The sequence below is a fragment of the Klenkia sp. PcliD-1-E genome (assembly GCF_024124375.1).
GTDB lineage: Bacteria > Actinomycetota > Actinomycetes > Mycobacteriales > Geodermatophilaceae > Klenkia.
In genome coordinates this window covers 18,938-30,094 of sequence record NZ_JAMXRZ010000052.1, presented here as the reverse complement: position 1 = coordinate 30,094, position 11,157 = coordinate 18,938, and the positions used below count along the sequence as shown (strand labels likewise).

14 protein-coding genes are annotated in these 11,157 nt (G+C 73.9%); 3 read left to right on the top strand and 11 right to left on the bottom strand.

Annotated elements, in window-relative coordinates; genetic code table 11:
- The 8 genes from NH342_RS12110 to NH342_RS12075 form a co-directional block, all read right to left on the bottom strand.
- On the bottom strand, window positions 1-495 hold a 495-nt coding region (locus NH342_RS12110), incomplete at its 3' end, for a MerR family transcriptional regulator (RefSeq protein ID WP_253015128.1).
- Window positions 492-1,010 (bottom strand): FHA domain-containing protein, encoded by a 519-nt coding sequence (locus NH342_RS12105; protein ID WP_253015127.1) that lies wholly within the window; start codon window positions 1,008-1,010, stop codon window positions 492-494. The genes NH342_RS12110 and NH342_RS12105, both read right to left, overlap by 4 nt.
- A gap of 140 nt (window positions 1,011-1,150) precedes the next feature.
- Window positions 1,151-1,555, bottom strand: a complete 405-nt coding sequence (gene gcvH / locus NH342_RS12100) for a glycine cleavage system protein GcvH (protein WP_253015126.1) — start codon at window positions 1,553-1,555, stop codon at window positions 1,151-1,153.
- A gap of 15 nt (window positions 1,556-1,570) precedes the next feature.
- The gene (locus NH342_RS24220; RefSeq protein WP_253015125.1) at window positions 1,571-2,329 is read right to left on the bottom strand and encodes a DUF881 domain-containing protein; all 759 of its coding nucleotides are present in this window, start codon (window positions 2,327-2,329) and stop codon (window positions 1,571-1,573) included.
- A 12-nt stretch (window positions 2,330-2,341) separates the two neighbouring features.
- Window positions 2,342-2,674 carry a small basic family protein gene (locus tag NH342_RS12090; RefSeq protein ID WP_253015124.1) on the bottom strand — a complete coding sequence of 111 codons (333 nt, stop codon included), beginning with the start codon at window positions 2,672-2,674 and terminating at the stop codon, window positions 2,342-2,344.
- A gap of 4 nt (window positions 2,675-2,678) precedes the next feature.
- Window positions 2,679-3,611, bottom strand: coding sequence for a DUF881 domain-containing protein (locus NH342_RS12085; protein ID WP_253015123.1), 933 nt, complete (start codon window positions 3,609-3,611; stop codon window positions 2,679-2,681).
- The gene (locus tag NH342_RS12080) at window positions 3,608-4,237 is read right to left on the bottom strand and encodes a CDP-alcohol phosphatidyltransferase family protein (RefSeq protein ID WP_253015122.1); all 630 of its coding nucleotides are present in this window, start codon (window positions 4,235-4,237) and stop codon (window positions 3,608-3,610) included. The genes NH342_RS12085 and NH342_RS12080 overlap by 4 nt, the downstream gene beginning before the upstream one ends.
- 71 nt (window positions 4,238-4,308) lie before the next feature.
- On the bottom strand, window positions 4,309-4,788 hold the full coding sequence (locus tag NH342_RS12075) for a pyridoxamine 5'-phosphate oxidase family protein (protein WP_253015121.1): 480 nt from the start codon (window positions 4,786-4,788) through the stop codon (window positions 4,309-4,311).
- A 96-nt stretch (window positions 4,789-4,884) separates the two neighbouring features.
- Between NH342_RS12075 and NH342_RS12070 the strand changes: the two genes are divergently transcribed.
- From NH342_RS12070 to NH342_RS12060, 3 genes are all read left to right on the top strand, one after another.
- Window positions 4,885-5,199 (top strand): STAS domain-containing protein, encoded by a 315-nt coding sequence (locus tag NH342_RS12070; protein ID WP_253015120.1) that lies wholly within the window; start codon window positions 4,885-4,887, stop codon window positions 5,197-5,199.
- 100 nt (window positions 5,200-5,299) lie between these two features.
- Window positions 5,300-6,670 carry a Na+/H+ antiporter NhaA gene (nhaA, locus tag NH342_RS12065; RefSeq protein WP_253015119.1) on the top strand — a complete coding sequence of 457 codons (1,371 nt, stop codon included), beginning with the start codon at window positions 5,300-5,302 and terminating at the stop codon, window positions 6,668-6,670.
- Window positions 6,671-6,797: 127 nt separating this feature from the next.
- Window positions 6,798-7,532 (top strand): hypothetical protein, encoded by a 735-nt coding sequence (locus NH342_RS12060; RefSeq protein WP_253015118.1) that lies wholly within the window; start codon window positions 6,798-6,800, stop codon window positions 7,530-7,532.
- Between the two features lie 67 nt (window positions 7,533-7,599).
- Here NH342_RS12060 and NH342_RS12055 read toward each other — a convergent pair whose 3' ends face one another.
- From NH342_RS12055 to NH342_RS12045, 3 genes are all read right to left on the bottom strand, one after another.
- The gene (locus tag NH342_RS12055; protein WP_253015117.1) at window positions 7,600-8,019 is read right to left on the bottom strand and encodes an STAS domain-containing protein; all 420 of its coding nucleotides are present in this window, start codon (window positions 8,017-8,019) and stop codon (window positions 7,600-7,602) included.
- Between the two features lie 175 nt (window positions 8,020-8,194).
- Window positions 8,195-9,625 carry a Re/Si-specific NAD(P)(+) transhydrogenase subunit beta gene (pntB, locus tag NH342_RS12050; protein ID WP_253015116.1) on the bottom strand — a complete coding sequence of 477 codons (1,431 nt, stop codon included), beginning with the start codon at window positions 9,623-9,625 and terminating at the stop codon, window positions 8,195-8,197.
- A 5-nt stretch (window positions 9,626-9,630) separates the two neighbouring features.
- The gene (locus NH342_RS12045) at window positions 9,631-11,139 is read right to left on the bottom strand and encodes a Re/Si-specific NAD(P)(+) transhydrogenase subunit alpha (RefSeq protein WP_374209433.1); all 1,509 of its coding nucleotides are present in this window, start codon (window positions 11,137-11,139) and stop codon (window positions 9,631-9,633) included.
- Window positions 11,140-11,157 lie beyond the last annotated feature (18 nt).

Below are 11,157 nucleotides of genomic sequence, written 5' to 3'. Positions count from 1 at the left end.
CGCCAGCGCACCGGCCGGGAAGGTCCCGTCGGCGGCCGGCACCAGCAGGCCGTGCTGCACGCAGTCGGCGAGCTGGGCGTCGTCCAGCCCGGCGGCCGCCGCGAAGGCACCGGCGGGCAGCGGGTCACCCTCCGCGGGGCGGGGGGTCACCGGCGGCACGGCGGGGGCGGCGGCGGGCTCGGGCCGGGTGGGCTGCTCGCCCCGGTCCAGCGCGTCCAGCTGCTCCTTAATCACCCGCAGCGGCAGGTAGTGGTCGCGCTGCGCGGACAGCACGAAGCGCAACCGCTCGACGTCGGCGGTGGAGAACTTCCGGTAGCCCGACGGCGTCCGCTGCGGGTGGACGAGGTCCTCGCCCTCCAGGTACCTGATCTTGGAGATCGTCACGTCGGGGAACTCGTCGCGCAGGGCGGCGAGCACCTCCCCGATGTTGAACCGGGGGCGGGCGTCGGCCCCGCCGGCGTCCACCGGGTCGTCCGAGCGCGCCGCCGCCGTCACGACGAGGCGGGCTCGCCGGTGCGCGGACCGGTCAGGTAGACCAACCGGAACTTGCCGATCTGCACCTCGTCGCCGCCGGCCAGGGAGGCCACGTCGACCGGCTCGCGGTTGACGTAGGTGCCGTTGAGGCTGCCGACGTCGTGCACGGTGAAGCCGCCGCCCTCGCGGTGGAACTCCACGTGCCGGCGGCTGACGGTCACGTCGTCGAGGAAGATGTCGCTGTCGGGGTGGCGCCCGGCGGTGGTGACCTCCTGGTCCAGGAGGAACCGGCTGCCGGCGTTGGGCCCACGCTTGACGACCAGCAGGGCCGAGCCCGCGGGCAGGGACTCCACCGCGCCGGCGTGGGCGTCCAGCGGGGTCTCCCCGGTCTGGGGGGCCTCACCCGACTCCTCGCCGCCGACCTTGGGGATGACGCTGGTGGACTCCCCCGCGCGCTCCGGGGAGAGGGCCGAGCCGCACTGCGCGCAGAAGCGACTGCCCTCGGGGTTCTGGTGTCCACATCGAGTGCAGTGCACGGTGTCTCCTCCGGTGTGCAGGCGGTGTCGTCGCGGACCCGGGGCTCGAGTCGCGGTGGCGCCTGGGGGGTCGGTCGATCGTCCCGGCGAGCATAGTGATCGCCGGGTCCGGGGCACCCGGGGGTGCCCCGGTCGGCGCGTCAGCCCTGGTCGACCAGGGCCTGGTAGGCGGCGGCGTCGAGCAGGCCGTCGGTGGGGTCCTCGGCGTCGCCGGTGACCTCGATCTCGATGAGCCAGCCCTCGCCGTAGGGGTCAGAGTTGACCGTCTCCGGGGTCTCGGCCAGCGCGGTGTTGACCGCCGACACGGTGCCGGCCAGCGGGGCGTAGACGTCGGAGACGCTCTTGGTGGACTCGACCTCGCCGACCGGGTTACCGGTGGTCAGCTCCTCGCCCACCTCGGGCAGCTGCACGTAGACGATGTCGCCGAGGGCGTCCTGGGCGTGGTCGGTGATGCCGATGCGGACCACCGTCGCCGCTCCCGCGGTGCCCTGGACCTGGGCCCACTCGTGCTGGTCGGTGTAGCGGCGGTCGTCGGGGGTGGCCATGCGGGTGGGTCTCCTCTAGTCGGTGGGCTGAGCGTATTGAGGCTGGTCGAGGGGTCGCAACGCGTCGACGACGACCTGGTCGGACTGCACGATCGTCACGTCGCCGCCCTTCTGCCGCACCGAGGCGCTGACCCCGCCCGGGATGTCCATGGCGGTGGCCAGGACCTGGGGGTCGCCGATCACCACGAACACGTAGGGGGCGTCGACGTCCTGGCCGTCGATCCGCAGCGACCCGGCCGAGCCCGTGATGGCGCTGCTCACCCCGATCCGTACGTCGTCGACCTGCATGGTCTCCGCCCCCGCGCCCCGCAGCTCCTGCACCGCGTTCAGCAGGATCGCCGGGGTGACCTGGTCGGTGGGGTCGCTGACGGTCATCCGCAGGCCCGGCCCCTGGGCGGCCAGGCTGCCGTTGAGGATGCCGAGGTCGGTGGCCCGCTGCTGGGCCTCGGCGAGGGCGGCGGCGGCCTGGCTGTCGGTGTCGGTCAGCTGCTCCAGGGCGGCCCGCTGCTCGCTGATCTGCTCGCGCAGCCGGTCCTCGCGGGCGTTCACCTGGTCGAGGATGCTGACCAGGTCCTCCTCGCGGGCACCGGTGTAGGTGGTGTCGGTGTCGTTGCTGCGCACCTGGACGGCGAAGGCGAAGCCCAGCAGCAGGGTCAGCACGCCGATCAGCGCGGCGGCCAGCCGGTCCCGGCGGTGGTGGCGCAGCCGGTGCCAGAGCGAGGGCTGCGCCTGCTCCGTCGGCGGGTCCTCCCGGGGTTCGAGCTCGTCGGCCACGGCGGTCCCTCCTCAGGCCCGGAACAGGTGTCGGCGGATGGCGGCGGCGTTGCCGAAGATCCGGATGCCCAGGACGACGACCACGGCGGTGGACAGCTGGGCCCCGACGCCCAGCTGGTCGCCGAGGAAGACGATCAGCGCGGCGACGACGACGTTGGACACGAAGGACACCACGAAGACCTTCGCGTCGAAGATCCCGTCGAAGCGGGCCCGCACCCCGCCGAAGACCGCGTCGAGGGCCGCGACGACCGCGATCGGCAGGTAGGGCTGCAGCCACACCGGGACGCTGGGGTCCAGGAGCAGGCCGAGCACCACGCCCACCGCGAGGCCGAGGATGGGGATCACCGGGTCAGTCTCCGACGTCCCCGGCCGGGTCGGACCCGGGGGTGCCCGACGGCGCAGCGGGGTCGGGGGTCAGCGGCCGTGCCGACCGCAGCTCCGGGCTGCTCGCGGCCGGCAGCTCCAGGTCGTCGGAGCGGTTGAAGGTGAACACCCAGTCGTAGGTCAGGGCGAGGTTGACCAGGTAGCGGGCCTCCTCGGAGTTCACGAACCCGTTCTGCAGGGCGTCGGGGTCGCCGATGGCCAGCACCTCGTAGGGGCTGGTGACCGGGCGCAGGTCGACCAGGATCGCCCCGCCGGCCTGCCGGATGGTGGTGGTCGGGCCCAGCCGCTGGCCGTCGACGCTGATCGCCTCGGCGCCGGCCGACCAGAGCGCGTTCACCAGCAGCTGCAGGTCGCGGTCGAGGACCTGGGTGATCTGCCCGTCGGCCGGCGAGGCCCCGGCGACCGGGTCGTCGTCGGCCGAGGGCTGGGCGTTGCCCAGCGTGACCGTCAGACCCGGGCCGCGCACCGGTCCGGCCGCGGCGCCGGCCTCCTGGCGGGCGAGCTCGCCGAGGGCGGACTGGCCGCCGGCCGACGCCGACAGCGCCTCGTCGCGCGCCGCCCCCACCTGGCCCTGCAGCTGAGCCAGCGAGGCGACCAGGTCGTCGGTGACGCCGGACTCCCGGTCGATGTCGGCGATCAGCGCGGCCCGCCGCTCCTGGCGGCCCTCGCTGCCGGCCGAGGCCTGGTCGTAGGTGAGCGCGGCGAGCAGGCCGGCCAGCACCATCGTCACCGCGACGAGCGCCTGCCCGCGCCACCGGGCGCCCCGCGTGGGGGCGGGCCGGGCGGCCCGCGCCTCCGCGGCGCGGGCGTACGCCGGGTCGACGGTCTCGGCGAGCACCTGGTCCAGCAGCGAGGCGCCCAGGGACCGGGTGCGGGAGGACTCCTGGGTGGTGGTCACGCCGGCACCCGCTCGGCCCGTGCCTGGCGGACCAGGCCGGCGGCCTGCACGACGTACAGGAGGGCGGACAGCAGGTAGAGCGCTCCACCCCAGATCGTGAGGGCGTAGGCGACCGGGGCCACCACCGCGGCCAGCGTGCCGGTCCCGGTGGCCAGCAGCAGCAGCGGGAAGGCGTAGAGGAACAGGAACGTGGCCGCCTTGCCGAGGTAGTGCACCTGCAACGGGGGCCACCCGTAGCGGCGCAGCACGACCAGGACCACCGCCAGCACCAGCTCGCGGGCCACGATCGCGGCGACGAACCACAACGGGACGACGTCGCGGATGACGAACGCGACGAGGGTGGCGACGATGTAGAGGCGGTCGGCGGCGGGGTCCAGCAGCGCCCCGAGCCGGCTGGACTGCCCCAGCGCCCGGGCCAGCTTGCCGTCGGCCCAGTCGGTGACGCCGGAGACCATGAGGACGACGACCGCCCAGCCGTCGGCCCGCGGGCCCAGCAGCAGCCACAGGAAGAGCGGGACACCGAGCAGCCGCAGCACCGACAGCGCGTTGGGCACCGTCCACACCGCGTCGCCCAGCTCGTCGCGGGACGCCGGCGCGCTGCCCGTCGTGCCCTGCGCGCGCGTCACGGGGCCAGGTTAGTGCCCGGGTCCGACAGCCTGGGTGACCCGCGCGTGCACGCACGCGCGGGTCACGGTCCTCAGGGCAGCTCGACCTTCTCGTTCTCCCCCACCTGGGCGCGCTCGCCCGAGGCCTTCGCCTTCACGAAGCTCAGCGCGGTGGCCACCGCGCCGGGGGTGTCCCAGAACTCGGCGCTGTCGCCGTCGACCTTGATCAGCACCACCGAGGGGTCCTCGGGGCCCTGCGGCAGCCAGGCCTCGGCGCCGGAGTTCCACAGCTCCTTCTTCTTGGCCACGTCGGTGACGACGCTGCCGTGCCCGGAGATCGACACCCAGGCGGACGACGACCCGGTGGTGACGTTGACCTGCGGGTTGGCCTGGATGCTCTGGGCGGGCCCGCCGTGGGCCTCGGCGAAGAACCACAGGTCGCCGTCGAAGGCGACCTCCTGCAGGGACATCGGCCGGCTCTGCAGCGAACCGTCGGCGCCGACCGTCGTCAGCATCGCCATCTTCTCGTCCGCCACCAGCTCGCGGACCTTCTCCACACCGTGCTCGGCCACGGGTCCTCCCCCTCTGTCGGATGCCCGCACCCCCTTCCCCGTCCTCGCCGGGTCCAACCCCGCGCGGGGTGCGCGGGACGCTAGGGTCGGGTCGCCATGGACGACGACCTCCCGGACCTCGACGCCATCACCAGCGGATCCATCACCGTCGACGGCGGCACCTTGGTGCTCTCCGGCGACGTCGACTTCGCCCTCGTCAACGCCTGGGAACGCTCCGGGCGGGCCACCGACGCCGTCGAGCGCATCGACGCCCAGCGCGTCACGTTCATGGGCAGCGCCGGCATCACCCTGGTCATCAAGATCGCGCGGGCCGCCGAGCCGCGCACCGTCGAGCTGGTGCACCCCAGCCGGCCGGCCCTGCGGCCGCTGCAGGCCATGGGCGTGGACAAGCTGCTGCGCATCACCACCTGACGCCGCGCCCGGGTGGCCGGGCCCCGGTAAGCTCGACCGAGGTGCGCCGGGAAGTCTGGTCGGCAACTCCTCGACCGACCCCGCACGCCGGAGCTGATCTGTGACCTCACCTGCCCGCTTGTTCTCCCGTGGCTCCTGGGCCGAGACCGCCCGCATCGCCGCACTGCTGCGCAAGGAGACCGTCGGCGGCCTGCTGCTCATCATCGGCGCGGTCGTCGCCCTCGTCTGGGCGAACACCCCGTGGGCCTCGGCCTACGAGGGGTTCCGGGACACCGTGGTCGGTCCCGCAGCGCTGCACCTGGACCTGAGCCTGGGTACCTGGGCCGCCGACGGGCTGCTGGCGATCTTCTTCTTCGTCGCGGGGCTGGAGCTGAAGCGGGAGTTCGTCGCCGGCGACCTGCGCGACCCCCGCAAGGCGGTGCTGCCCGTGGCTGCGGCGGTCGGCGGCATGGCGGTGCCCGCGGTCATCTACGCGGTCATCAACCTGCGCAACGACGGTGGGCTGGTCGGGTGGGCCATCCCGACGGCCACGGACATCGCCTTCGCCCTGGCGGTGCTGGCGGTCATCAGCACGCACCTGCCGGCCGCCCTGCGGACGTTCCTGCTGACGCTCGCCGTCGTCGACGACCTGCTGGCCATCACGATCATCGCGATCTTCTACACCTCGTCGCTGTCGCTGGGCCCGCTCGCGCTGGCGCTGGTCCCGCTGGCCCTGTTCGGCATCGCGGTGCAGCGGCGTGTCCGGTCGTGGTGGGTGCTGCTCCCGCTGGCCGCCGCCACCTGGGTGCTGGTCCACGAGTCCGGGGTGCACGCCACCGTGGCCGGCGTCCTGCTGGCCTTCACCGTCCCGGTCGTGCGCAGCCAGGCCGCCGGCGGTCCGGACGCCGGACCGGGTCTGGCCGAGCACTTCGAGCACCGGATCCGGCCCATCTCGGCCGGGTTCGCCGTGCCCGTGTTCGCCTTCTTCTCCGCCGGGGTGACCGTCGGTGGGCTGTCGGGCCTGGGCGCCTCGCTCACCGACAGCGTCGCGGTGGGCATCATCGCGGGCCTGGTCGTCGGGAAGACCGTGGGGATCATGGGTGCGACCTGGCTGGTCAGCCGGTTCACCCGGGCCGAGCTGGACACCGACCTCCGCTGGCCCGACATCGCCGGGCTGTCGCTGCTGGCCGGGATCGGCTTCACCGTCTCGCTGCTGATCGGGGAGCTGGCCTTCGGTCCGGGGTCCCTGGCGGACGAGCACGTCAAGGTCGGCGTGCTGACCGGCACGCTGCTGGCCGCGCTGCTGGCCACCGCGGTGCTCAAGCCGCGCGACCGGCGCTACCGGCGGATCGCCGAGGCCGAGGCCCGGGACGCGAACGGGGACGGCATCCCCGACGTCTACCAGGAGCAGGGGCGCGCCGTCACCCAGACCTCGCCGCGGGAGACCGTCGACGAGGCCTCCGAGCGCAAGCGGGCCACCGACCCGACCTGACGGCGTCGACTTACGTTGTAGGAAATCTGTTTCGCAACATGATCACGGGGCACACACAGGCCGCACCCGGGTCCGCCGGGGGCCCATCCCGGATCCCGGCATGGTCGAGCCAGACCCTGGAGACCCCGTGAACGACATCGGTCAGTCCACGCGCGACGCGCTGGACACCGTCCTGCAGTTCATCCCCCGCCTGGTGCTGTTCCTCATCATCCTCGCCATCGGCTACTTCATCGCCAAGGCGCTGGAGAAGGTGCTGGTGCGAGTGCTGGAGCGGGTCGGGTTCGACCGCGCCGTCGAGCGCGGCGGCATCAAGCGGGTGCTGGCGAACTCGCAGTTCGACGCCGGCCAGATCCTCGGCCGGCTCGTGTTCTACGCCGTCATGCTCTTCGTGCTCTCCACCGCCTTCGGCGTGTTCGGCCAGAACCCGATCAGCGACTACCTGTCCGCGGTGATCGGGTACCTGCCGCGGGTGTTCGTGGCGATCCTGATCCTGGTCATCGCCGCCGCGGTCGCCGCCGGCGCGAAGCTGCTGGTGCAGAACAGCCTGGGCTCGCTGTCCTACGCCCGGGTGCTGGCCAACGCCACCTCCACGCTCATCCTGGCGCTGGGCATCATCGCTGCCCTGGACCAGCTGCAGATCGCGCGCAACGTCGTCAACGCCGTCCTCTACGCCGCCCTCGCCGCCCTGGTCGGTGTCGTGGTGGTCGCCGTGGGGGGTGGCGGCATCGTCCCGATGCGCCAGCGCTGGGAGAAGGTGCTGGACAAGGTCGAGTCCGAGGCCCCCGCGGCGCGCCGCGAGGTGGAGTCGACCGGCAACCCGGTGGACGCCGTCCGCGACGAGGCCCGCCGCTACACCGACTGACCTCGGCACCGCACGCTGCACCGACCGGCCCGGGCCCCGGCCCGGGCCGGTCCGCGTCCGGGAGCGGTCAGCCCGCGGGCCGGACGTCGAAGAGCCGGTCCAGGCCGGTGAGCCGCAGCGGGCGCAGCGCCGCCCGGCTCGCCCAGAGCGGGACCCCGGCACCGCGCACCCGGGCGACCTCGGCCAGCAGCGACAGCCCGGGGCTGCCGATGAAGGTGACCCGCCGGGCGTCGACGCAGTCCACGGCCGCCCAGGGCCGGTCGACGGCGCGGAAGGCCAGGCAGAGGTCGGTGCCGACGTCCCCGGCCAGCAGCAACGTCCCGCCGACGGTCGTGATCGACCCGCCGGGGGCCGTGACGCCGTCCACCGGGACGCCGTCGGGTCGGGCGCCGTCCGGGTCGTCGGCGAGGGGGCAGTCCAGGTGAGGGTCGTGCGCCCGCGCGCCCTCCCCGCCTGCGTCCGGCAGCGGCTCGCTGGGTTCGTGCATCCGTAGCTCCTCGGCGCCCGTCCGGGCGTGCTCCTGCGTGGGCCGGCGGCCCACCGCGGACGAGGGAACGGGATCGACCGGAACGGCGTCGACCCGCGTTCCCCAGGAAGGGTGGGCTCGACGACCGAACCCGGGAGCGAGCTTACGCCGTAAACCTTGATGGCGAGGTGAGGGTTCAGACCGGAGCGCGGAGGGCCTCGAGGATGTCCTCGACCCGGGTCCTGGCGTCGCCGAAGAGCATGTGCGTGTTGTCCCGGAAGAACAGCGGGTTCTGCACCCCGGCGTAACCGGTGGCCATCGAGCGCTTGAAGACCACGACGTCGGCGGCGTGCCAGACGGTGAGCACCGGCATCCCGGCGATGGGCGAGGTGGGGTCCTCGGCGGCGGCGGGGTTGACGGTGTCGTTCGCGCCGATGACCAGCACGACGTCGGTGGTGGCGAAGTCGTCGTTGACCTCGTCCATCTCCAGCACGATGTCGTAGGGCACCTTCGCCTCGGCCAGCAGCACGTTCATGTGCCCGGGCAGCCGGCCGGCGACCGGGTGGATGCCGTAGCGGACCTGCACCCCCCGCTCCCGCAGCCGGGCGTCCAGCTGGGCCACGGGGTGCTGGGCCTGCGCCACCGCCATGCCGTAACCGGGGGCGATGACCACCGAGCGGGCCCGGGACAGCAGGTCGGCGACGCCCTCGGCGGTGATCTCGGTGTGCTCGCCCTGCGGGTCCTCGCCGGACCGGGCGGCCTCGATGCCGAAACCGCCGGCGATGACCGACAGGAACGACCGGTTCATGGCCGCGCACATGACGTAGGACAGATAGGCACCCGAGGAACCCACCAGCGCACCCACGATGATCAGCAGGTCGTTGTCCAGCAGGAACCCCGAGGCCGCCGCGGCCCACCCCGAGTAGCTGTTGAGCATCGACACCACCACCGGCATGTCCCCGCCGCCGATCGAGGCCACCAGGTGCCACCCCAGTGCCAGGGCGAGCACGGTGGCCGCGGCCAGCAGCCACAGCTGCGGGGAGACCACGAACCACACGGTGAGGACGGCGAAGACCACCAGCGCGCCGAGGTTGAGCAGGTTCTTGCCCGGCAGCACCAGCGGCGCCGACGCGATCCGGGCCGACAGCTTCAGGTTGGCCACCACCGAGCCGGTGACGGTGACCCCGCCGACGAACACCCCGATCGCCACCTCCGCGGAGTGCACGCCCAGCAACCCGGCGGCGTCCAGCCCGGCCGCGGCGGCTCCGCCCGGGTGCGCCTCGACGTGCAGGTACCCGTTCCAGCCCACCAGCACCGCGGCCAGGCCGACGAAGCTGTGCAGCAGCGCGATCAGCTCGGGCATCCCGGTCATCTGCACCCGGGCCGCCAGCCGCAGGCCGATCGCCCCGCCCAGCACCACGGCCACCACGACCAGCACCGCGCCCAGGGCGTCGATGCCGCCGTCGGCGGCCAGCAGCACCGTGGCCACCAGCGCGACGGCCATGCCGGCGATGCCGAAGCCGTTGCCCCGGCGGGCCGACTCGTGCCGGGACAGCCCGGCCAGGGCGAGGACGAACAGCAGGGCGGCGACCAGGTAGGCCGCGACCGACGACGATCCGGTGCTCACGGCGATCAGCTCCTGGTGAACATGGCCAGCATGCGGCGGGTCACCGCGAAGCCGCCGACGACGTTGATGGAGGCCAGCAGGACCGCGACCGAGGCCACCACGGTGATCACCGGGCTCTGCCCGACCTGCAGCAGGGCGCCGACCACGATGATCCCCGAGATCGCGTTGGTCACCGACATCAGCGGGGTGTGCAGCGCGTGGTGCACGTGCCCGATCACGTAGTAGCCGACCACGATCGCCAGCGCGAAGACCGTCAGGTTCAGCTGCAGCTGGGGCGGGGCGACGCCCACGACCAGCAGCAGCACCGCCGCGGCCGCAGCCACCACGGGCACGGTCCGGGCCCGCCGGCGCGGCGGGGCGGTCGCGGTCGCGACCGGGGAGGCGGTCGCCGCGGGGGCCGCGGAGACCTGCACGGGCGGGGGCGGCCACAGCAGCTCCCCGGCGTGGGTGACCGCCATGCCGCGCTGCACGACGTCGTCGAGGTCCAGCACGACCTCGCCGTCCCCGCGGGGGGTGAGCAGCGTCAGCAGGTTGACCACGTTGGTGCCGTACAGCTGCGAGGTCTGCGCCGCGAGGCGCCCGGGCAGGTCGGTCCAGCCGAGGACGACGACCCCGTTGCCGGTCACCACCCGCCGGTCGGCCTCGGTGGCGGCGACGTTGCCGCCGTTGGCCGCGGCCATGTCCACCACCACCGACCCGCTGCGCATGCCCGCGACGGTCTCCGCGGTGATCAGCCGCGGCGCCGGCCGGCCCGGGATCAGCGCAGTGGTGATGACGACGTCGGCCGCGCGGGCCTCCGCGTCGTAGAGCGCGGCGGTGGCGGCCTGCTGCTGCGCGGTCATCACCTTCGCGTAGCCGTCGGCGGAGACCTCCCGCTCCATGTCCACGGTCACGAAGGTGGCGCCCATCGACTCCACCTGCTCGGCCACCTCGGGCCGCACGTCGAAGGCGCGCACCACCGCGCCCATGGCCGAGGCCGCGCCGATCGCGGCCAGCCCGGCCACCCCGGCGCCGACCACGAACACCCGGGCCGGGGGCATCTTCCCCGCGGCGGTGACCTGGCCGGTGAACATCCGGCCGAACTCGTGCGCGGCCTCCACCACCGCGCGGTAGCCGGCCACGTTCGCCATCGAGGACAGCACGTCCATCGACTGGGCCCGGGAGATGCGCGGCACGGCGTCCACCGCCAGCGCCGTCACCCCGGCCCGGTACAGCCGGTCCACGAGGTCGGGGCTGCGGGCCGGGGCGAGCATCGCGACCAGGACGGCGCCGGGGCGCAGCCGCCCGACCTCGTCCTCGGACGGTGCACCGACCTTCACCACGACGTCGGCGGCCCACACCTGGTCGGGGCCGGCGACCCGGGCGCCGGCGGCGGCGTAGTCGGGGTCGGGGTACCCGGCCAGCTCACCGGCCCCGGCCTCCACCACGACCTGGTAGCCCAGCTTCGCGATCCGGCCGGCCGTCTGCGGGGTGGCCGCCACCAGCCGCTCCCCCGCCCGGGACTCCCGGGGCACACCCACGACCTGCGGCAC